Origin of the sequence: Microvirga guangxiensis (assembly GCF_900102135.1) — a bacterium.
In the GTDB taxonomy this organism is placed as follows: domain Bacteria; phylum Pseudomonadota; class Alphaproteobacteria; order Rhizobiales; family Beijerinckiaceae; genus Microvirga; species Microvirga guangxiensis.
Map to the genome: position 1 here is coordinate 272074 of NZ_FMVJ01000005.1, position 20009 is coordinate 292082.

At 60.4% G+C, this 20009-nt stretch carries 21 protein-coding genes and 1 tRNA gene; 10 read left to right on the forward strand and 12 right to left on the reverse strand.

Annotated features, from left to right (window positions below; translation table 11 throughout):
* Window position 1: 1 nt before the first annotated feature.
* Window positions 2–907 (forward strand): PhzF family phenazine biosynthesis protein, encoded by a 906-nt coding sequence (locus BLP10_RS10120; protein WP_091133939.1) that lies wholly within the window; start codon window positions 2–4, stop codon window positions 905–907.
* Window positions 904–1617 (forward strand): hypothetical protein, encoded by a 714-nt coding sequence (locus BLP10_RS10125; RefSeq protein WP_091133941.1) that lies wholly within the window; start codon window positions 904–906, stop codon window positions 1615–1617. Before BLP10_RS10120 ends, BLP10_RS10125 begins: the two co-directional genes overlap by 4 nt.
* On the opposite strand, the gene BLP10_RS10130 is transcribed toward BLP10_RS10125, so the two are convergent.
* Window positions 1608–1931 (reverse strand): hypothetical protein, encoded by a 324-nt coding sequence (locus tag BLP10_RS10130; RefSeq protein WP_091133943.1) that lies wholly within the window; start codon window positions 1929–1931, stop codon window positions 1608–1610. The two genes, BLP10_RS10125 and BLP10_RS10130, sit on opposite strands and share 10 nt — an antisense overlap.
* Before the next feature lie 439 nt (window positions 1932–2370).
* On the opposite strand from BLP10_RS10130, the gene BLP10_RS10140 reads away from it, so the two are divergent.
* Window positions 2371–3918 (forward strand): 2-isopropylmalate synthase, encoded by a 1548-nt coding sequence (locus tag BLP10_RS10140; RefSeq protein ID WP_091134311.1) that lies wholly within the window; start codon window positions 2371–2373, stop codon window positions 3916–3918.
* Window positions 3919–4258: 340 nt separating this feature from the next.
* Here BLP10_RS10140 and BLP10_RS10145 read toward each other — a convergent pair whose 3' ends face one another.
* A complete protein-coding gene (locus BLP10_RS10145) occupies window positions 4259–4729 on the reverse strand; it encodes an Lrp/AsnC family transcriptional regulator (RefSeq protein WP_091133947.1) in 471 nt (156 codons plus the stop codon).
* A 129-nt stretch (window positions 4730–4858) separates the two neighbouring features.
* Here BLP10_RS10145 and phhA point away from each other — a divergent pair, with 129 nt between their 5' ends.
* Window positions 4859–5716 carry a phenylalanine 4-monooxygenase gene (phhA, locus tag BLP10_RS10150; RefSeq protein ID WP_091133949.1) on the forward strand — a complete coding sequence of 286 codons (858 nt, stop codon included), beginning with the start codon at window positions 4859–4861 and terminating at the stop codon, window positions 5714–5716.
* A gap of 97 nt (window positions 5717–5813) precedes the next feature.
* Window positions 5814–5889: transfer RNA gene (locus BLP10_RS10155), tRNA-Lys, on the forward strand.
* A gap of 294 nt (window positions 5890–6183) precedes the next feature.
* Here BLP10_RS10155 and BLP10_RS22810 read toward each other — a convergent pair.
* Window positions 6184–6714, reverse strand: coding sequence for a hypothetical protein (locus BLP10_RS22810; RefSeq protein ID WP_139165463.1), 531 nt, complete (start codon window positions 6712–6714; stop codon window positions 6184–6186).
* A gap of 543 nt (window positions 6715–7257) precedes the next feature.
* Here BLP10_RS22810 and BLP10_RS10165 point away from each other — a divergent pair.
* A complete protein-coding gene (locus BLP10_RS10165; RefSeq protein WP_091133953.1) occupies window positions 7258–8250 on the forward strand; it encodes a S8 family serine peptidase in 993 nt (330 codons plus the stop codon).
* Window positions 8251–8281: 31 nt separating this feature from the next.
* Here BLP10_RS10165 and BLP10_RS10170 read toward each other — a convergent pair whose 3' ends face one another.
* The gene (locus BLP10_RS10170; protein WP_091133955.1) at window positions 8282–9037 is read right to left on the reverse strand and encodes an anti-sigma factor family protein; all 756 of its coding nucleotides are present in this window, start codon (window positions 9035–9037) and stop codon (window positions 8282–8284) included.
* A 63-nt stretch (window positions 9038–9100) separates the two neighbouring features.
* Entirely contained in the window at window positions 9101–9595 is a 495-nt protein-coding gene (locus tag BLP10_RS10175; RefSeq protein WP_091133957.1) for an RNA polymerase sigma factor, read from the reverse strand.
* Between the two features lie 185 nt (window positions 9596–9780).
* Here BLP10_RS10175 and BLP10_RS22815 point away from each other — a divergent pair, with 185 nt between their 5' ends.
* A complete protein-coding gene (locus BLP10_RS22815) occupies window positions 9781–10053 on the forward strand; it encodes a hypothetical protein (protein ID WP_139165464.1) in 273 nt (90 codons plus the stop codon).
* Between the two features lie 724 nt (window positions 10054–10777).
* Here BLP10_RS22815 and BLP10_RS23160 read toward each other — a convergent pair.
* Complete coding sequence (locus BLP10_RS23160) at window positions 10778–10918, reverse strand: hypothetical protein (protein WP_175493860.1); 141 nt, start codon at window positions 10916–10918, stop codon at window positions 10778–10780.
* A 528-nt stretch (window positions 10919–11446) separates the two neighbouring features.
* Here BLP10_RS23160 and BLP10_RS10180 point away from each other — a divergent pair.
* The 3 genes from BLP10_RS10180 to BLP10_RS10190 all read left to right on the forward strand — a co-directional run bounded on the left by BLP10_RS10180 (window position 11447) and on the right by BLP10_RS10190 (window position 13640).
* A complete protein-coding gene (locus BLP10_RS10180; RefSeq protein ID WP_091134313.1) occupies window positions 11447–11854 on the forward strand; it encodes a DUF1236 domain-containing protein in 408 nt (135 codons plus the stop codon).
* A 445-nt stretch (window positions 11855–12299) separates the two neighbouring features.
* Window positions 12300–13211: a DUF1236 domain-containing protein gene (locus BLP10_RS10185; protein ID WP_175493861.1), complete on the forward strand. Its 912-nt coding sequence runs from the start codon at window positions 12300–12302 to the stop codon at window positions 13209–13211.
* Window positions 13212–13397: 186 nt separating this feature from the next.
* Entirely contained in the window at window positions 13398–13640 is a 243-nt protein-coding gene (locus tag BLP10_RS10190) for a helix-turn-helix transcriptional regulator (RefSeq protein ID WP_091133960.1), read from the forward strand.
* A gap of 29 nt (window positions 13641–13669) precedes the next feature.
* On the opposite strand, the gene mnhG is transcribed toward BLP10_RS10190, so the two are convergent.
* The 6 genes from mnhG to BLP10_RS10220 are packed head-to-tail and all read right to left on the reverse strand — an operon-like array spanning window position 13670 to window position 19700.
* Window positions 13670–14047 carry a monovalent cation/H(+) antiporter subunit G gene (gene mnhG / locus BLP10_RS10195; protein WP_091133962.1) on the reverse strand — a complete coding sequence of 126 codons (378 nt, stop codon included), beginning with the start codon at window positions 14045–14047 and terminating at the stop codon, window positions 13670–13672.
* Entirely contained in the window at window positions 14044–14325 is a 282-nt protein-coding gene (locus tag BLP10_RS10200) for a K+/H+ antiporter subunit F (protein ID WP_091133964.1), read from the reverse strand. The genes mnhG and BLP10_RS10200 overlap by 4 nt, the downstream gene beginning before the upstream one ends.
* Entirely contained in the window at window positions 14322–14810 is a 489-nt protein-coding gene (locus BLP10_RS10205) for a Na+/H+ antiporter subunit E (RefSeq protein WP_091133967.1), read from the reverse strand. Before BLP10_RS10205 ends, BLP10_RS10200 begins: the two co-directional genes overlap by 4 nt.
* Window positions 14807–16423, reverse strand: a complete 1617-nt coding sequence (locus tag BLP10_RS10210; protein WP_091133969.1) for a monovalent cation/H+ antiporter subunit D — start codon at window positions 16421–16423, stop codon at window positions 14807–14809. The genes BLP10_RS10205 and BLP10_RS10210 overlap by 4 nt, the downstream gene beginning before the upstream one ends.
* Window positions 16423–16767 (reverse strand): Na+/H+ antiporter subunit C, encoded by a 345-nt coding sequence (locus BLP10_RS10215; RefSeq protein ID WP_091133971.1) that lies wholly within the window; start codon window positions 16765–16767, stop codon window positions 16423–16425. Before BLP10_RS10215 ends, BLP10_RS10210 begins: the two co-directional genes overlap by 1 nt.
* A complete protein-coding gene (locus BLP10_RS10220) occupies window positions 16764–19700 on the reverse strand; it encodes a monovalent cation/H+ antiporter subunit A (RefSeq protein ID WP_091133974.1) in 2937 nt (978 codons plus the stop codon). The genes BLP10_RS10215 and BLP10_RS10220 overlap by 4 nt, the downstream gene beginning before the upstream one ends.
* Between the last annotated feature and the right edge of the window lie 309 nt (window positions 19701–20009).

Sequence of the window (20009 nt, forward strand, 5' to 3'; positions counted from 1 at the left end):
TATGGCCCGTCGCTTCATCACCCTCGACGTCTTCACGTCCGAGCGCTTCACCGGAAATCCCCTGGCCGTCGTTCTGGATGCGGAAGGTCTCGACGACGCGCGCATGCAGACCATCGCGAAGGAGTTCAACCTCTCCGAGACGGTCTTCGTATTCCCGCCCGAGGATTCTCACCAGAGGGCCGATATCCGCATTTTCACGCCGGGCCGCGAGCTTCCCTTCGCAGGCCACCCGACCGTGGGGACGGCGGTGCTTCTCGCGCTGTTGGACCAGAGCGGACAGCCCGGCGCCGTTGCCTTCGGCCTGAAGGAAAAGGTCGGCATCGTGCCTTGCGTGGTTGAGGTGAAGGACGAGCTGAGCGGCATGGCGCGCTTTCGCCTGCCGCGTCTGCCCTCGTCCTGGGGCGAGGGCAAGGAAAGCACCGATTGCGCTTGGGCGCTCGGCCTCGATCCGACGGAAATCGGTTTCGACCGTCACGTGCCGAGTCGTCACTCGGCAGGCGTCGATTACGATCTCGTGCCCGTCGCATCCCTCGATGCTCTGGCGCGCGCCTATCCGAAGGGCGAGGCCTTCGACAAGACTTTCGGCGACAGTAACCATCCGTCGGCCTATGTCTATACGCGTGTGCCGCAGGCCGAAGGCCTTCGCTTCCGGGCACGCATGTTCGGGCCGGGAATGGGCATCCTCGAAGATCCCGCGACGGGCTCCGCCGCGGCCACGTTCGCCGGCGCCCTCATGCAATGCGAGCCTCTGGGCGATGGTGAGCACAACATCATCATCGAGCAGGGTGTCGAGATGGGGCGCCCGAGCGAAATCGCCTTGCAGATGACGATCAAGAACGGCGCGCTCGTGTCCGCCGAGATCGGCGGCTTCGCCGTCATGGTCATGCGCGGCGAGATCGTCGCGTGACATCGGACATTCTCATCACACGCGTATCGCGCGTCGAAGCGAAATCCGTGCCCATGAAATGGGAATGGGCCGAGGCGAACCGCACCTTCATCGAGACGAACTGGAAGCGTCGTACGGCGGATACGCCGAAGATGTTCAATGGTCGCGTCCTGCTGCTCAACGACCTGAAGTTCGAGCAGGGCCTCTGCCGCACCACCTATTTCGAAACGGACTACGCGGATTTCATTGCCTGGATCGACAGCGGCTATCCGGACAAGAGCATCGCCAACGGCTTCGCCATGGGAGCTCTGCGCGGTTCGGACGGCGCTTTCATCTGCGGTGTCATGTCCGCGCATACGGCGAATGCGGGGCGTATCTACTTTCCTGCGGGAACGCCCGACCTCGCCGATCTCAGGCCCGATGGCACCGTCGATCTTGCGGAAAGCCTGACCCGTGAGCTGATCGAGGAAACGGGCCTTCGGGACGGCGAGTTTCACGTGGACGATGAGTGGATCATCGTCCAGCGCTGGCCGACGATCGCGCTGCTGCGCATGGTCACCATGCCGATGACGGCGGAGGAAGGCGCGGCCTTGATCCGCGCCAACATCGCCAAGGAATCCGAGCCTGAACTGCAGGATGTGCGGATCGTCCGCAGCGTGGACGACATCGATGCCGAGATGATGCCTCTCTTCCTGCAGTCCTTTTTCGAATGGGTCTTCACTCACACATAGCCATGACGCGCCTTCGTGGCCCGGATCATGCGCTGTGCCTCCGCATCGCGCCCGGCGGCGCAGGCAGCCTCGGCCTGGCCGATCTCCCGGTCGACCCGGTTGTAGACACTCTGGCCTACATGGCCCATGGCGAGGTCGTTGCTCATGACCGCCCGGTAGCGGGCGATCTCACCCTGACAGCCTGATCCGCCCGGCATCTGGAAGCTCGAGGGCGTGACATTCGTGCTGGCAGGGCCGGAAGCCGTCTGGTTGCAGGCGGCAAGCGGCAGGGCCACAAGACCGGTCAGGCAAAGGCCGCGGATCGCATTCTTCATTCAGGATACCTCTTCTTGGGTTATGCGGCTGGGTAAAAGCCAGGCTTGCTCTGATCTAGAGCATTTCGGCGGCTGGCCAGAGCCTCGGCTCAAAGGAACTTTCGGATACAATCGCCGAGCTTGGACTTTTCGTTTGTTTCAACCGCTTGCCATTCGAAGCCTCGCCCGTTACAACTGTGCCGTTGTTCGCGGGCTTGAGCCGCGGCTTTTGGAGGAATGGGCAGCGATGGCAATCGGCTCCCACAGCGCTGGCAAGAACGGTACCGCTTCCGCGGCCGACCGCGCGCTCCTCCTTGGCCTCCTTCTCCTTAGCCGCCCCTGAGGGTCGTCTGGGCATCGGTGCCTGGACTCTCAGGGGAACAGAAGGCTTCAAGAACAACCTCCGAGCGCCCGGCATACGAACACCTCAATGGCGCTTCTCCCGAGAAGGACCGACACGATGACCGCCTCCAAAGACCGCGTACTGATTTTCGACACCACCCTGCGTGACGGCGAGCAATGCCCCGGCGCGACCATGACGCTCGAAGAAAAGCTCGATGTCGCTGCCCTGCTCGACGCCATGGGCGTCGACATCATCGAGGCGGGCTTCCCCATTGCCTCCAATGGCGATTTCGAGGCTGTGTCGCTCATCGCGCAGCAGGTGAAGAACGCGACTGTCGCCGGTCTCGCCCGCGCCATCTCGGCGGATATCGCCCGCGCAGGCGAAGCCGTGCGCCACGCCAAGAAGCCGCGCATTCACACCTTCGTCTCCACCTCGCCGATCCACTTGCAGCACCAGATGCGCAAGACCGAGGAAGAGGTGCTGGAGATCATCACGGCCACTGTCACGCAGGCGCGCAACCTGATCGAGGACATTGAGTGGTCGGCCATGGACGCCACGCGCACGCCCATCGATTACCTGTGCCGCTGCGTGGAAGCCGCCATCAAGTCAGGCGCCACCACCATCAACCTGCCGGACACGGTGGGCTATGCGACGCCGGATGAATACCGCGCCATGTTCCGCGCCGTGCGCGAGCGCGTGCCGAATGCGGACAAGGCGATCTTCTCCGCTCACTGCCACAACGATCTGGGCCTCGCCGTCGCGAACTCGCTCGCAGCGTTGGAAGGTGGCGCGCGTCAGATCGAGTGCACCCTCAACGGCATCGGCGAGCGCGCGGGCAACGCGGCTTTGGAAGAGGTCGTGATGGCGATCAAGACGCGCGGCGACGTGCTGCCCTACGAGACGGGCATCGAAGCCACCATGCTGACGCGTGCATCGAAGCTCGCTTCCGCGGCCACTTCGTTCCCGGTGCAGTACAACAAGGCCATCGTGGGCCGGAACGCCTTCGCGCATGAAAGCGGCATCCACCAGGACGGTATGCTGAAGAACGCGCAGACCTATGAGATCATGACGCCGGAAAGCGTCGGCGTGTCGAAGACATCGCTGGTCATGGGCAAGCATTCGGGCCGCGCAGCCTTCCGCAACAAGCTGGAGGAGTTGGGCTACAGCCTCTCCGACAACCAGTTCCAGGATGCGTTCGAGCGATTCAAGGATCTGGCCGACCGCAAGAAGCACGTCTACGATGAGGACATTGAGGCGCTGGTCGATCAGAACATCGCCACCGCCCATGACCGCATCAAGCTGGTTTCTCTCTCCATCGTCGCCGGCACACGCGGTCCGCAGCGCGCTACCATGCGCCTGCAGGTGGACAGCAACACGGTGATCGAGGAGCAGGAAGGCAACGGGCCGGTGGATGCGACCTTCAACGCCATCAAGGCGCTGGTGCCGCACGAGGCCGTGCTGGAGCTCTACCAGGTGCATGCGGTGACGGAAGGCACGGATGCACAGGCCGAAGTGTCGGTGCGCCTCTCCGCCGACGGCCGCAGCGTGACGGCACGCGCCGCCGATCCCGACACGCTCGTTGCGTCCGCGCAGGCCTATCTCGGTGCGCTCAACAAGCTGATGAGCCGAGGCGCAAGACTGCACGCGCAGCACGCTGCCGAGTGATCTTTCACGCAGCTCGCAATCAAGATGCCCGGCCTTGCGCCGGGCATTTTTGCTTTAGCACACAAACCTGATCTCCCTTCCCTTTGTCCCTGTTCTCGGAGTGTCTCGCCCATCACAAGGTATGGCGCAGATTTCCCTCCCTCTTGCGGGGAGGGCCAGGGTGGGGGTGTCGGCGTCACGTCTTGGAGCAGTGGCGCTTACACCCCCACCTCCAACTCCTCCCCACAAGGGGGAGGAGGGTTAAGACGGCGTTTCATGAGCCAGCTCCTCAAGATGAGGACAGTGAAATGGAGGGTATTAGAGAAGTCCCACGTGCAGCTGGAGGTGGCGTAACTTCTGCCTAATCCGATACCGGAATCGGACTTGGCGGCTTGATCGTTGAGAGCACGAAGCTCGAGCGCACATCCGCCACACCGGGTAGGGTGAGCAGGCGGTTCATAGTGAACTCGCCGAAGCTCTCGATGTCGCGGGCCACCGCATGGACGATGATATCCACCTCGCCGGCAAGCGCATGGCAGGCGATGACCTCCTCATAGCCCTTTAGCCGCTCCACGAGGCGTGTGCGCCAGCCGGGCTCCGATTGCTCGAGCTTGATGAAAACGAAAGCCTCCACCTCGAAGCCGACGGCCTTGCGGTTCACCATGGCCCTGTAGCCTTCGATGATGCCGTCTTCCTCCAGCGCCTTCAGTCGTCGCAGGCAGGGGGAGGCGGCAAGGCCGACCTTCTCTGCCAAGGTAGAGTTTGGAATGCGTCCATCCCCCTGAATGGCCCGCAGAATTCGACGGTCTGAAGGAGACAGGTGGCGTTTCATCTATGCCTCATGGATTGCGGCCCCCAGGTCATTTTATGACGGCTCCGGCGCTAATCCAGGCGACTTTCGGCGGAAAATGACCCAATGAGAGTGCTATCCTAACGTCACAATAAAGACGGAGGAAACGCCATGAACACCGCCACCGGCAGCGACGATCCGCGCGATTACATGCGTGATCAGGGCTTCGAGAACTACACCGAGGCCGATCATGCCACCTGGAGCATTCTGGCCAAGCGCCAGCGGGAGCTCCTGCAAGGCCGCATCGCCGACCAGTTCCTGGAAGGTCTCGACCATCTCGGTATCGGCGACGAGGGCATCCCCGATTTTCGCGTGATGAACCAACGCCTCAAGGCGGCGACCGGCTGGGAAGTTGTCGCGGTGCCGGGTCTCATCCCGGACCTTGCCTTCTTCCGCATGCTGGCGAACCGCCAGTTTCCCGCGGGCTTCTGGATCCGCAAGCCGGAGCAGCTCGACTATATCGAGGAACCGGACATCTTCCATGACGTGTTCGGCCATGTGCCGCTGATCATGCAGCCGATCTATGCGGATTATCTCGAATCCTACGGCAAGGCAGGCCTTGTGGCCGCCGAGCACGGGGCGCTGAAGTACCTGGCGCGGCTTTACTGGTACACGGTGGAATTCAGCCTCGCGCAGACGCCTGACGGCATGCGCATCGTCGGGGCAGGCATCGCCTCGTCACCAGGCGAGACGATCTTCGCGCTCGAGAGCCCATCCCCTAACCGGGTCGCCTTCGATCTCGGCCGTGTCATGCGCACTCTTTACCGGATCGACGATTACCAGGAGACCTACTTCGTGCTCGATGGGGTCGAAGCCTGGCCCAGCCTCGACATCGACCGCCTGATCCCCTTGTGGAAGGAGCTGGAAGGGCAGGGAGAGATCAAGCCCGGAGAGATCCAGCCTGAGGACCGGGTTTTGACACAGGGTGACGGCAGCTACCATCGGTCGAAATCGAAATCCGCAGCTTAAGGAAAAAACCTCTCCAAATGGGCTAGACAGGGGCCGTACGGTTTGTTACACGCACGGCCTCTTCAGCGGAAACCGCGCCGCTGAAAACGTTTGGGACGGGTGATTAGCTCAGTTGGTAGAGCAGCTGACTCTTAATCAGCGGGTCGTAGGTTCGAGCCCTACATCACCCACCAAATTTTTCCAATATCTCCAAATTTTGACTTTGTTTGGCCCTTCAGCCGAATGATGTCTTTGCTGATGAAGCTCTTCCAGTGAGCAGCACTCGCTCGCGAGTAAGACACGGTCATCGGTTATCGCGCGTCCCTTCGAAGCCCCCGGCCTGAGGATTGGTCAAGATCGAAGGGGCAATCGCAGCCTTCGTGCCGATCGACTTGAGATAGGGTAAGGCAGAGGCATGAATTTCGATATGCCGAGTGCCACGAGCATGCGGTTGCTTTCGCAGCGCCGATTCGTCCTCCTTGCCCGGTCTATTTTAGAAACCAACGCGGAGCGAGGCCGTTATCTACGATCCTTTGTCGATCAAAGTCATGGCCAGCATGCTTCCACGGCAATTCTCCACGCCCATTCTTCTTTCCTGCTTCGTTATTGCATGTCCTGTGCAGTTTCAGCTCGATCTGACGTCCGCCAATTGGCTTGGCTTGGTGGATAGCCCTGCCTTTGCCAAGGGGGGGAACGGAGGAAACGGCGGCAACGGTAACGGTGGTAATGGCAACGGTGGGAATGGCGGCAAGGGAGGAAACGGCGGTAACGCGGGCAATAGCGGAAATGGAGGGAACGCCGGGAATAGCGGGAACGCTGGAGGTGGAAACGGCAACGGCAACGGTAATTCCGGTCGAGGAGGGGGCTCCAGCAGCGCAGGTTCTAACGGGAATGGCCAAGGCAATGGCGGTGCCGGTGGCAATCGCGGAGGCGCAAGCAATGCCAATGGTGGGAGCCAAGGCAATAATGGTAGCAGTCCGGGCAGTAATTCCGGCCGTGGCAATTCCGGGGGCGGTCAAGGGCAGGCGGCTGGAAACTCGGGCGGTGCTTCTTCGAATGGCGGCGGCAAGGGGCGTGGCGGCGCTTCCAATGCCGGTTCTGGCGGCAATGGATCTACCCAGAGCGCATCCGCATCGAAGAACTCCAAGGCCGCGTCCAACTCCGTAGCGCCTCATGGCTTGTCGGCTCTCTTCGGCGCCATTGCAGAGAGGTTCCGCCCAGTCGACACGCGAGCCGCGCCGGCACCAGCCAGGGTGAACTCGCCACAGCGGGGCGCGAAGGCTGCATCATCGCGCAGCAGAGCAGGCAAGGCCCAAGCAGGTAAAAGCCGTGCAGGGTCCAAAGAAGCAAGCGCCAGGACTTCTAGCCGGAAAGCTCAAGCTTCAGCCGAGCGCGCTGCCAGTCAAAAACGCCTTTCGAAGCCGCGCTACGCACCTCGCTCCATCGTCGCAGCGGGATTGTCGCCCGCACAACTGGAGCGGTTGGCAGCGCAGGGCATTCGGGGCGAAAGTTTAACCAAAGGATCGATCGCGAGCGTGGTGCGGCTCAGTGTTCCTCGGGGGATGTCTCTTGCAAAAGCACAGAGGGTCGTCCGTACGGTTGATGCCGCCGCTGCCACCGATCTCGATCACTACTACTACACGGACGAGGGACCATCAGCGTGCGAGGGACAGACCTGTGAGATGGCCGCGCTCGTCGATTGGAATCCGATGGCGGCAGATCAATGCGCGGCAATTCCCGAAATTGGATTGATCGATACGGCCGTCGATCTCAATCATCGGGCTTTGAAGGGGCAATCGATCGATGTGGTCGAGATTGCAAAGGAGGGAGCTCGCACCTCCCAGCCCGACCATGGAACGGCGATTGCCGCACTTCTTGCAGGACGCAGCGATAGCGGAATTCCCGGGCTGCTGCCGAAGGTCAAGATTGTGTCGGTCGATGCTTTTTCGAATGATGGCGGAGGACGTGACCGGACTGACGTGGTGGCGCTTGTGAAGGCCCTTGAAGCTCTTGCCGAACGTCAGGTGCGGATCATCAACATGAGCCTGTCCGGGCCGCCGAACAACGTGCTCAAGCAAGCCATTCAAGCTGCGCAGAAAAAGGGCATCATTATTATCGCCGCCGCAGGCAACAATGGCCCCGGCGCCGAGCCGTCCTATCCTGCGGCCTATGAAGGCGTCATCGCCGTCACTGCGGTTGATCATCAGCGCAAGGTTTATTCGCGTGCGACACGCGGGCCATATGTGGATCTGGCCGCTCCCGGCGTCGGCATCAGAACGGCATCTGCCACTGAAACGGTCGCTGTCCGCAGCGGCACATCCTACGCGGTACCTTACATCACAGCCGCTGCCGCCTTGGCCCGGGCGCATGATCCCGGAATGGATGTCGCGCAAGTCCGGGCGCGTTTGGAGGAGAGCGCACAGGATCTCGGCGAGCCTGGACGCGACACGACATACGGCTATGGCCTCATCCAGATGTCGCGCCTATGCATGTTGCCAAATGATGAGCAACCTGTTGCGCAATCCCAGCATGCGCTCGATATGGGCGTTCCCTGACAAGGCGTGTCTGCGTCGAAGGCTCTCGGCTTTACTTGGATAACCTGGACAGAATTTCTTTCTCTGCCGGAGGCTCCAGCGGGTCTCCTGCTTTCATGCTCTGCAAGTAAGAACCCATGAGATCGCTTCCATCAGCCGGGGCGTAGCTGGAGGTCTGGGCAGGCTCGAGCAAGGCGAATGTGATGTTCCAGTCGGTGTTCGAGCGACAGGCCACGGCGTTTGCCTTGCCTGATGCATCCTGGAGGATGAACTCCCGACAAATCGCCCCATTGTCGGATCTGTATGTCGCCACGATCCGAAGCTGAGCCGCGCCAAGGCCATGCTGCTGGCCGGAGGCGGCCGTGCTGAGCGTCTCCTTGACGGGCACGCTGTTCAAGCGGGCGATCAAGGATTGATCCGCAGGCTCATGATCGTTCTTCATCCACTGCCCTGCGAAGAAGGCAGCCGTCCCGATTGCAAGGACAGCCAAGGAAGCCGCCAGGCGCATCGTGTTGCGCGAGAAGTATGAACTGGAAGGGGCTGTTGACTGGTTCACTGCAGGCTTGGCTGCCGCTGCTGTCTCGACGCTCTTCAATCTCGCTCCTTCGACAGCCAGCACCTGCCGGATGATTGCGGAGTGCAGAGCGGGAGGCACAGCGAGATGGTCCTCAGAGGACAGGGCGGTTTGAACCAAGCGCCGGCTCTCGATGTATGCCGCGATCCGCCAACCGATTTGAGCATCCTTAGCCATAGCTTGTTCAACGACACGTCTGACGGTTTCGTCGAGCTCGCCATCGGCAAAGGCCATGAGGATTTCGTCAGTTAAATGGACCTGTGACAACGCTTCCCCCTCTCTCTTCGGTTTGTCTTCTCAGGCGGCATGGGTTGCCTCGAAAATGCGTTTCCGCGCACGAGCCAATCGGCTCATGACGGTGCCAACAGGAACTCCCAGAATCTCAGCGGCTTCCCGATAGGCGAGATCTTCCACGCAAACGAGGACGAGGACTTCTCTTTGTTCGGTCGGCAGCTCCGCTATCGCACGCTGAACATCGGTCAACGTGAGCTTGCTGATGACTTCGTGTTCACCGTGGCTATGGTCCATGAGGCGATCTTCGTGGTTTCGCACATCGTCCAGAATTACGTCGGCCTTGTGCTGACGTAAGTGATCGATCCAGGCATTGTGCAGAATGCGGAAAACCCAGGCATCCAGACGAGTGCCCGGAGTCCACTGCTCGGCATTGAGAAGTGCTTTCTCGCAGGCGCTCTGCACCATATCGTCGGCAAGGGAAGGAGACCGGGTCAAGGCCAAGGCAAACCGCCTAAGCCGCGGTAAGAGACTTACCAACTCATGCCCGATCGCCGCCATACACCCTCTCTCGATGCCGGATCCACCGAAGAACGGTGATCAGGCGAAGTTTATTCCCGCTTATGGAAGATTTTTGCCCCCGGACCTGAACAGTAAAGATGCGAGGGTGCGATTGGTGAAAATTTTTCTCAGGAAGCGGAATAAACAGCATCCCGCATCCGTTCTCGTGCGTCGACGGAGAATTCATGATGAACGCCGAGTCAGAATTCGAATGGAAGGAAACCTATCGAGCCCGTCTCAATGGCTTGGAGAGTGTGCTTGCGGCTATTGTCGAGCTTCTTGCCTCCGAAAACGCGGCTATGCGGAAAGATCTCTCCCAGCGCCTGGATCTGCTTCAGGTGTTGATGCGAGAGCAAAATGCTCATCTGGCAAGCCTTGAGGTTGTCAACCGATTCCAGGTTTTGGTTTCGGAGGAAGTCAGGGATCCGATAGCTCTCTCATGGTCGTCTGATAGTTGAAGAACAGCTATAGTTTCGGATTTATACGAATTTCCTATGGCTCGGATTGCTATATTCGACCGCTAATAGATTTTATTTTGTTCAATCAGTATAATTCTATTTTATATTTAAAGATAAAGTAATTATTGATGAACTTTGATTGCTTTGATGTGTTTTATCGTCAGGAAATCCTCAAATAGGATATTGATGATGAGAAATACACAGTCGAGCGACATTATTGAGGTGCCCACCGAAGTATCGGGCGTGGCTCCGATGTCTCTTCAAAAGGCCTCTATCGCATTCACGGCATCCGTGTCTGCGTTCATCGGAATAAGCCTTCTCTTGGCAAGCGTTTGATCATGCCACAAGGAAGCCGCGCATCCCCTTCGACGTTCAAGGGAATGCGCGGCTCGGCTTAATAAGCCAGGGCGTGGGATCCGATAGCGATAACTCTTATGCAAGTACCGCGCCGCCAAAGCCTGCGTTCTTCAGGTCCTCTCAATTGACCAAGCATTCCCTCCCCATGCACTCGGGTAGCCATGGCTGAGCCTTGGCATTAGCTGCTTCTTGTGCTGCCAGGAGGGCATCCAGCAAGGTATCCTGAGCCTTCGATATGCCTGCTGCCGCGCTCGCTGTTCTCAGGCGGTACAGAAAACATTCATTAGCCGTCAGGAGCGTGCGGCCTCCACGTAAAAGAGGCTTGAAGGTGAGGCCTTGAACAAGCGGTTAGGACTAAGAAAACCCTTCAATTCAAGGTGTAAATGATCACGTGTGACGCAGCATCGACAATGAAGCGCTGATCGCCAACGACTGCATAGCGGTACGATTTGTGCCCGGGAATTTCAGTAAGCTCAGCCTGATCAATAGATATGGAATCGACTGACATAGGCTCTCCATTCGAGATGCCTAAGAGGCGTACGATGGGCGACAGTGAGCTTTGGCGAGCACTCGCTGTGACGGCTTCAAAAGCTATGCTGCCTGAATCTCTGCCGGATGCTGCATGAAAGTCGAGATGCGCCCCCAATGTGGAGCCGCCAAGCACGAGACTCATGAGAAGTAAATGACAGGGAACACGCATAACTGCCAGCCACCACTGATACGCCCACTCGAGAACGAATGGGAAGCGGCGCTTATTCCCCTACGCTGAAAATTATCGCTTCCATGGAGCGTTTTTAGCTGGGCCTTCTCTGTCTATATGCGTTGATCCGCCGTAGAACCCGTCCGCATGCCACTTATGTGCCTATATTGACGCGTTGTTTGAGCCTTTATAGGCAATTGTGCATTTAGGCTTCGTTCATGTAGCTGAATGCTTCATAAAACTGTGGCTGAACTCCAAAAAGTTTGAAACTACACCGGGCGGTGCGCGTTTGCTGGGCAACGGATGTTCGATCCGGAACAACTTCAGGAGCCTCAAATGTACAAGAAGATCCTTGTGACTAGCGCCCTTCTCGCAACCCTCGCACCTGCTGCCGCATTCGCGCAATCGGGCGGCGCGGCTGCAGGCGCTGCAACCGGCGCCGTGGGCGGCGCTATCGTAGGTGGTCCGGTCGGAGCCGCAGTCGGTGGCGTGACGGGCGCAATCGTGGGCGGCATCGCCGACCAGCAGAAGCCTGAGTTCCGTCAGTACGTCACGACGCAGAGCGTCCCTTCCTACACCTATAAGGAAGAAGTCCGCGTCGGCGCTGTCCTCCCTGAATCGGGCGTCGTCTATCACGAGGTCCCGGCTCAGTATAACGTGAAGGGCTACCGTTACACGGTGGTGAACGATACGCCGGTTCTGGTTGAGCCCAGCACGCGCAAGATCGTTCAGGTCATTCGCTAATACTCAAGCGATCCGGATGCACGGAAGGGCGGCCTGGAAAGGCCGCCCACGTGGGTCTGTTGCCGGCCATCAAGAGATCCGTGCGCTTTGAAGTCGCCAGCTGTCTGCGCGTTCCTGACAACGCCGCCGCAGAGATGCAGCTGAAGCGCGCCGGTTCACATAATTTCATATCTGACTGCATGACATTCTAGGAGAGCCATCAATGCGCAATATCCTGCTTTCGACGGCTGCTGTGGTAGCGCTGTCTCTAGGCGCTGCTCCTGTGATCGCCCAAACGCAATCACCTGGGTCGTCCGAAACTGCGCCCGGGCAAATCAAACCTCCCGCCACGTCCTCGGAAACTCCTGGAAAGTCCGAAAGCGCGCCGGGGCAGAATCGCCCAAGCGCTTCTTCGGCCGTGCCCGGCCAATCGGAAGCTGCTCCCGGTCGCAGCCAGAGCTCCACCGTGTCTTCTGGTGCATCATCGGGGCAGCAGGCTCAGCCGCAACAGCGTGAGGGTTCGTCTTCTCGGGATGCCTCGAACGCCGCTTCGACCCAGCGTCAGAACCCCGATGAGGCAGGGACTGCAAAGTCGCAGGGCACAAGCACCGCTTCTGAAAGCCCGATGCGCTCCCAGCAGAATACATCGCAATCCGCCAGCGGCACTCAGGAAAGACGGGCGCCGGATTCCACCTCCACCTCCACCTCCGAGACGTCCGGCACTGCTCAGCAGCGGTCGACGACAAGCAGCTCCCAGCAGAGCACGCAATCGGAATCGGCCACATCTGCTCAGCAGAACAGCGCGGCCCAGCAGAGCGGCTCGACCGGATCGTCCACCAATGCCGTAGCGAAGCTGGACACCGAGAAGCGCACGGAAGTCACGCAGGCGTTCAGCAGCACGAACGTCAATACGGTGACGAAGGTGAATTTCAACGTGTCGGTCGGCACCACGATCACGGAAGAAGTCCGCCTTGCTCCGCTGCCTGCGGAAGTGATCCGGATCGTTCCTCAGTACCGGGGCTACAGCTATGTGGTGGTGCGTGACGAGATCGTGATCGTCGAGCCTCGGACCAAGAAGATCGTCGAGGTGATCCACAAGTCGGGTAGCCCGCGCAAGTCGGCTTCAATCAGCCTGAGCAGCGAACAACGCAAGAAGTTCAAGACGACGGTTGAGACGACTGGCTCGACGCGGACCTCCACATCGAAGATCGAGATCCGCGAAGGTGTCACGCTTCCGCAGGAAGTCGAGATCCTCGACGTGCCGCAAACCATTATCTCGGATGTACCGGAGCTGCGTACCTATCGCTACGTTGTCATCGGCGATGAGATTGCACTTGTTGAACCGGAAACCCGCCGTGTGATCGAAGTCATCGAATAAGTAACCGGTAGCCTCTACCAACATCGGACCGTGCCTTCGGCACAATATTGTGAAGAGGGTACGGTCTTTGTTTGCGCGCTGTCGAGAAACGGAGGCGCGCTCATTCGATCCTTGCGCGACATATGAGGTCGCATTAAGTTCAACCATATTGGGTGACTTGGTGTTACCTTTGCGAGAGCATGCCGAATGTCGCTATTGTCTCCGGAACAATGCAGAGCTGCCCGCGGTCTCCTCGACTGGACACAGGAGGAGCTTGCCGAACGGGCGGACGTCTCGCGCAGCACAATCCGTGATTTTGAGAACGGTCGCCATCACCTCCATCCCGCGACAGCAACCCAGGTCGTAGCGGCCCTCGAAAAGGGCGGAGCGCTGCTGATCTCATCCGATGAGGCGGGGCCTGGGGTGAGGCTTCGGAAGCCTTTGCCTTAAGACCGATCCGCTTTTTCGAGCGGATGAGCTTATCCTTGCTGAGGCGGGAGCGGATTTTCCGCTGCATCGGCTGGCGGAACGTCGCTGCTGCCCTCCGTGCGATCACGATAAAGGGCAGCCCTGGCGAGCAGCATCAGCGTCACCGGCGTTGTGCATGTGACGAAGACAGCGATCAGGATTTCATGCACCACTGGCCGGGTTTCGAGCACGCTGAAAAAGAGCGCCGATCCGACCAGGATAGCCCCCATCCCGAACGTCGCGCCGAGTGTCGGGGCATGTACGCGCGCATAGAAGTTGCCGAGGCGAAGAAGCCCGATCGATCCGATAAGGGTGACCGCAGAACCCGCCAGCACGCACAACGCGACCAGCCATGCTGCCCAGTCAGGAAAATCTCCCAACGTCGTCATTCGATCACCTCGCCGCGCATGAGAAACTTTGCAAGCGCAACGGTCGCGACAAAGCCGAGAAGGCCGATGATAAGCGCTGCCTCGAAATAAAGAGTGCTGCCTGTGCGAATGCCAAACGAGACAAGCATCAGCATCGCGTTCACATAAAGCGTATCCAGTCCGAGGATACGGTCCTGCGCTCTTGGTCCCGTGATGAGACGGAAGGTTGCGCAGCACATCGCGAGGCCGAGCAGAACCTGAGCGATGACGAGCGACCACATCAGGATGGACAGGCTCATTCGAAGATCTCCATCAGCAGCCGCTCGTAGCGGCCCTTGATCGTCTCGATCCACACAGTCTCGTCGACCAGATCGAGCACGTGCAGCATAAGGGTTCCTTTGGCGGCATCGTAGTCGAGCCAGATCGTGCCTGGCGTCGATGTAATGATGAGCGACAGCACTGCCAGTCCTTGATGGCTTCGCATATCGAGCGGGATCGTCAGGAAGCCGGCATTCATGCCGGGCTCGCGCGAACGCACGATAATTCTCCCAACGGCGATGTTGGAGCGCAGGATGTCGAACAGCACGATACCTGCGAGGCGCAATGCTGCTCCAGGTCTGCGGATGCGGGGCTTTTCGGGTCGCAGGGCCGCCATAACCCAGGATGCGAGAATGGCGATCACAGAGCCGAGCACGATATGACCAGGCGAGATGCTCTGGTTCAGCAGGAGCCATAACGCGAGCAATGCTGCCGACAGCAGGGGATAGGGGAGAAGCCAGTTCATTGGGCCGTCTCCCGCTGGGAACCGGCCCTCGGCGCCTGCAGCACACCTGTGGTGTAGTCCTGCGGAGCGCGCAGGGATTGCGTTGTCGCTTCCATGTAGCGCATGGCGGGGCCGCCGCCGATGGTGAGGCCGAGGCAGAGAAGAAGAAGGCCCACCACCGGAGCCATCTCGATGACGCGCACGCGGGGAATGCTTTCGTCCATGCGGGCCCAGAAGGAGCTGATCCCCGTTCGCGTCATGGCAATCAGCGTGGCCAAGCCCGACACAGTCAGGAGGCCGATCAGCGCCCAGGTCGAGGCGTGGACCGAGGCGCCGTCCATCTTCAGCATTGCCGCCATCATGCCGAATTTCGCGACGAAGCCGGATAAGGGCGGCAGACCTGCCAGAAGCAGGGCGCAGGCGATGAAGCTGCCGCCCAGAATGGCCACGGTCGCAGGAATCGCCACGCCGACCTCTTCCTCGGGGTCGTCGTCACTCTCGCCATAAGCCTCCATCGTGACGGCCAGAACGTCGGCGCCGGGATCGCGCATGCGTTCGACCAGTTCGACGAGGAGGAAAAGAGCCGCAATGCCCAAGGTGGAGCTGATGAGATAGAACAGGGCGGAGCCGATGACGGCTCCGCTTCCGGTGCCGATGGCGGCAATCAATGTTCCGGACGACACGAGCACGCTGTAGCCGGCGAGACGCGGCAGAGATTGTGACGCCAGCACGCCGATCGTGCCGAACGCGATGCTCAGCATGCCTCCGAACAACAGCCAATTTCCTCCGAAACCGGCGAGCGATCCGGCATCCCCGTTGAACATCAGCATCCACAGGCGCAGGATGACGTAGACGCCGACCTTGCTCATGATGGCGAAGAGAGCCGCCGCAGGGGCCGATGCTGCCGCATAGGTGGTCGGGAGCCAGAAATTGAGCGGCCATGCGCCGGCCTTCATCAGGAAGGCGGTGCCGAGGATTGCCGCTGCCGCCGCAAAGAGGGCCGCATCCGCCGGAGCAAGGTGGGGAATGCGATTGGCGAGATCCGCCATGTTGAGCGTCCCGGTAACCCCATAGGCCAGGCTGGCGCCTATCAGGAAGAGCAGCGATGCCGTGAGATTGATGGCGATGTAGGCAAGTCCCGCCTTGACCCGGGCCGTTCCGTCTCCATGCAGGACGAGGCCATAGGAAGCGGCGAGCAACACCTCGAAGAACACGAACAGATTGAAGAGGTCGCCCGTGAGAAAGGCGCCGTTGAGACCCATGAGCTGAAGCTGAAAGATCGTGTGGAACCGGGGTCCCACTCGGTGCCAGCGCGCGAGCGAGTACAGCAGCGCCGCGATGGCGAGCACGCTCGTCAGCACCAGCATGAGGGCGGAGAGGCGATCCAGCACCAGAACGATTCCGAAAGGCGCGGGCCAGTTGCCGAGCTGATACGTCCGAACGCTGGATGTCGCCGGCATCGCGTCCGCCTGTTGCAGCAGGCCAACGGATACGGTCAGTAGGACAAGCGTCGTCGCAATTCCGATTCCGCCTTTGAGCGCGCGGCTGCGCTCTGCAAGAAGCAGCATCACCGCGCCGGAGATGAGCGGCAGCAGGATCGGTACGATGATGAGATGGTCGATCACGCCGGCCATCATGTATCCTCCCGGCCATCAACGTGGTCCGTTCCCGTCAGGCCGCGTGAGGCCAGCAGGACGACCAGGAACAGTGCCGTCATGGCAAAGTTGATGACGATGGCCGTGAGAACCAGCGCTTGAGGGAGAGGGTCGGCATAGAGCGCCGGATCGATGGCTTCGGCGTTCTCCAGAACGGGCGGCGCTCCAACCTGCAATCGGCCCATGCCGAAGATGAAGAGGTTCACCGCGTAGGAGAGCAGGGACAGGCCGATGATGACCTGGAAAGTACGCGGGCGCAGCAGGAGCCACACGCCTGAGGCGGTGAGGATTCCGACCGCGACCGCGAAGACGAGCTCGTTCATGCTTCCTCCTTCAACGCAACGGGGGGCGGGGCGGGGATTCCAGGACGCGCGGCGCGCGGGGTACGGAGCGACTGGTGCGCCAGGGCGATCAGGATGAGCACCGTGGCCCCGACGACAACGGAAAAGACGCCAAAGTCGAACAGGAGCGCAGTGGCTGCGGGTACTTTGCCGATGGCAGGAAGCTCCACATACTGGAAATAAGAGGTCAGGAACGGATAGCCGAACACCCAGGCGCCTATTCCGGTGGAGACCGCACACAGGAGGCCGAGGCCCATCCAGCGGATCGGCCTGATTCGCAGCCGCGCCTCGATCCAGCGCGTGCCGCCCGCCATGTATTGAAGGATCAGCGCAATCGACATGGTCACGCCGGCTGCGAAACCTCCGCCCGGCAGGTCGTGGCCGCGCAGGAAGAGGTAAATGGCAACCACGATGATCACCGGGAACAGCCACTGCATGATCACGCTGGGGATCGTGAGATAATCGGCGAGCGTATCGCCCACGGCCCGATCCGGACGAGCCGTGTCATAGGCATCCTGAAGCTGCTGCTGCTCCGGAGCATCGACGCTTTCCGGTGCAGGGCGGAACCTGCGCAGCAGGGAAAAGACCGTGATCGCCACAACAGCGAGCACCACGATCTCGCCGAAGGTGTCGAAACCGCGGAAGTCCACCAGGATCACATTGACGACGTTGCGCCCGCCGCCTTCAGAATACGCATTCTCGATGAAGTAGCGCGAGATCGTATCCGGAAGAGGCCGCGTGAGCATCGCGTAGACGATCAGCGACATGCCGATGCCAGCGGCCAGAGCCAGCATCAGATCGCGCATTCGTCGGACCCGGGCCTGCGTCCCCATGGTGACGTCCTCGCCCGCGGTCTCGATCCGCTTCGGCAGCCAGCGCAGGCCGAGCAGGATCAGCACCGTCGTGACGATCTCGACGAGAAGCTGAGTGATGGCGAGGTCAGGAGCCGAGAACCACACGAAGGTGATGCAGGTGACGAGCCCCGCGCCACCCAACAGGACCATGGCGGCGAGGCGGTGGAATTTGGCCTGGTAGGCCGCTCCGATGGCGCATATTCCGCCGACGATCCAGAGCATGAGGAAGGCCGGGTCTAAGGCCGTGGCCGGGCGGGAACCTGCCTCGAGGCCTTGGCGGTAGAGGGGCCAAAGCGACGCGACCACTGCGAAGGCCACCAGGAGCCGCAATTGCGGTTGAAGCCGTTGAGTGCCCAACAGACGTTCGAGCGAGCGCGCCCATCGCCATGACAGCTCGACGAGCAGGCGCTCGAAGATCCGCTGGCCCTTGAGGCGACGCATCAGAGGAGGGCCTTCGATCCCCTTGGCGAGATATCCTTGCAAGAGCCAATACAGGATGATGCCGCCAGTCAGCGCAATCAGGCTCATGAGCAGGGGTTCGTTGAAGCCATGCCATACGGCAAGGCTGTAGTAAGGCGTCTCTGGCCCGAGAACCGCATGGACGGCGGCCGAGAGGAAGGGCTTGATGGTCATCGCCGGAAGGATGCCGACGAGCAGGCACACGAGCACGAGAAGCTCAATGGGGAAACGCATCCAGTGCGGCGGTTCGTGCGGTATACGCGGCAGGTCCTTCGCGGGAGGACCAAAGAACACGCCGTGAATGAAGCGCAGGGAATAGGTCACGCTGAAGGCGCTGAACAGCATGGCGAAGTAGGGCAGCGACTGGTCGAGAAGAGAATCCACATGGAAGGCCGCTGCCTCGGCGAAGAACATCTCCTTGGACAGGAAGCCGTTGAGCAGGGGCACGCCGGCCATGGCGGCCGCCGCGACCATCGCCAGAGTGGCGGTGATCGGCATGTACCGGAACAGCCCGCTCAAGCGCCGGATGTCGCGGGTGCCGGACTCATGGTCGATGATGCCGGCTGCCATGAAGAGCGAGGCCTTGAAGGTCGCATGGTTGATCGTGTGGAAGATCGCCGCCACGGCGGCGAGCGGGCTGCCGAGTCCGAGCAGAAGCGTGATCAGGCCCAGGTGGCTGATGGTGGAATAAGCCAGAAGGCCTTTGAGGTCCTGCTGGAAAATGGCTGCGTAGGAACCCAGAAGGAGGGTGCAGAGACCTGCCGACACCACGATGTAGAACCACGCCTCCGTACCGGAGAGCACGGGCCAGAGCAGGGTGAGCAGGAACACGCCGGCCTTCACCATGGTGGCCGAGTGGAGATAGGCCGATACCGGTGTGGGCGCGGCCATGGCGTGCGGCAGCCAGAAGTGGAAGGGGAATTGGGCGCTCTTGGTCAGGGCGCCGAGCAGGACGAGGATCAGCGTCGGCAGGTAAAGATCGCTGCCCCGAACGAGATCCCCGGAGGCAAGGACCTTATCGAGATCATAGCTGCCGACGATGTGCCCGATCAGCAGGACACCCACGAGCAGGCACAACCCGCCCGTGGCCGTGACTGTCAGCGCCATGCGAGCGCCGTCGCGCGCGCTGGCGTTGTGATGCCAGTAGCCGATGAGCAGGAACGAGAAGAGGCTGGTCAGTTCCCAGAAGAAGACGAGCTGGATCAGGTTGCCCGAGAGCACGATGCCAAGCATGGCCCCCATGAATGCAAGCAGGAACGCAAAGAAGCGCGGCACTGGATCGGCAGGTGACATGTAGTAGCGGGCGTAGAGCGCTACCAGAAAACCGATTCCCGTTACCAGCATGGTGAACAGCCACGTGTAGCCGTCCATTCGCAATGTGAAGTTCAGACCAAGGCTTGGTATCCACTCGATCCCGGCATGTAGAACCCTGCCATTTCCAACCGCTGGATATTGGGCGGCCGTCAGGACAGCGCCGCAGAACGCGATCGTCCCAGCAAGGAAGGCAGCGCCGTTTCGTGCATCTTGACGCAGGAAGGTCGCGACAAGGCTCCCGATGAAGGGAAGGACGACGATGGCCAGAAGAGGCATGCCGCTGGACATGGATGAGGTTGTCTCCTTCCGGGTGGGAGCGTGAGCGAAACTCCGGCTTTTTAGGGCTTATGTCGCCCAATATGGTTGAACTAAGTGCTTAGATGCAAGGGCAGGATCCAATAAAAATAATGTCAGACGATGCTGAGAGATGCGGACCTGGAGTGCAATCACCCCTCCTTATTAAAATGTCAGGGTCAGCAGTTTCGGACTAGGGCAGGGAATTCGAGGATAGCAGGACACATCCTCCCGCCTAAGCCAAGGGACGATAGCGGATCCGGATCTGTGTCCTTGCCGCTCCGATCCTGCCCGCTGGCCTTT

Coding starts and splice junctions, on each gene's coding strand:
- BLP10_RS10165 (WP_091133953.1), top strand. CDS start 7,258: ATGTCTCTTGCAAAAGCACAGAGGGTCGTCCGTACGGTTGATGCCGCC.
- BLP10_RS10220 (WP_091133974.1), bottom strand. CDS start 19,700: ATGTCCAGCGGCATGCCTCTTCTGGCCATCGTCGTCCTTCCCTTCATC.
- BLP10_RS10130 (WP_091133943.1), bottom strand. CDS start 1,931: ATGAAGAATGCGATCCGCGGCCTTTGCCTGACCGGTCTTGTGGCCCTG.
- phhA (WP_091133949.1), top strand. CDS start 4,859: ATGAACACCGCCACCGGCAGCGACGATCCGCGCGATTACATGCGTGAT.
- BLP10_RS23160 (WP_175493860.1), bottom strand. CDS start 10,918: ATGTCAGTCGATTCCATATCTATTGATCAGGCTGAGCTTACTGAAATT.
- BLP10_RS10200 (WP_091133964.1), bottom strand. CDS start 14,325: ATGAGCCTGTCCATCCTGATGTGGTCGCTCGTCATCGCTCAGGTTCTG.
- BLP10_RS10180 (WP_091134313.1), top strand. CDS start 11,447: ATGTACAAGAAGATCCTTGTGACTAGCGCCCTTCTCGCAACCCTCGCA.
- BLP10_RS10205 (WP_091133967.1), bottom strand. CDS start 14,810: ATGAACTGGCTTCTCCCCTATCCCCTGCTGTCGGCAGCATTGCTCGCG.
- BLP10_RS10140 (WP_091134311.1), top strand. CDS start 2,371: ATGACCGCCTCCAAAGACCGCGTACTGATTTTCGACACCACCCTGCGT.
- BLP10_RS22815 (WP_139165464.1), top strand. CDS start 9,781: ATGATGAACGCCGAGTCAGAATTCGAATGGAAGGAAACCTATCGAGCC.
- BLP10_RS10175 (WP_091133957.1), bottom strand. CDS start 9,595: ATGGCGGCGATCGGGCATGAGTTGGTAAGTCTCTTACCGCGGCTTAGG.
- mnhG (WP_091133962.1), bottom strand. CDS start 14,047: ATGACGACGTTGGGAGATTTTCCTGACTGGGCAGCATGGCTGGTCGCG.
- BLP10_RS10170 (WP_091133955.1), bottom strand. CDS start 9,037: ATGGCCTTTGCCGATGGCGAGCTCGACGAAACCGTCAGACGTGTCGTT.
- BLP10_RS10120 (WP_091133939.1), top strand. CDS start 2: ATGGCCCGTCGCTTCATCACCCTCGACGTCTTCACGTCCGAGCGCTTC.
- BLP10_RS10210 (WP_091133969.1), bottom strand. CDS start 16,423: ATGGCCGGCGTGATCGACCATCTCATCATCGTACCGATCCTGCTGCCG.
- BLP10_RS10145 (WP_091133947.1), bottom strand. CDS start 4,729: ATGAAACGCCACCTGTCTCCTTCAGACCGTCGAATTCTGCGGGCCATT.
- BLP10_RS10190 (WP_091133960.1), top strand. CDS start 13,398: ATGTCGCTATTGTCTCCGGAACAATGCAGAGCTGCCCGCGGTCTCCTC.
- BLP10_RS10215 (WP_091133971.1), bottom strand. CDS start 16,767: ATGAACGAGCTCGTCTTCGCGGTCGCGGTCGGAATCCTCACCGCCTCA.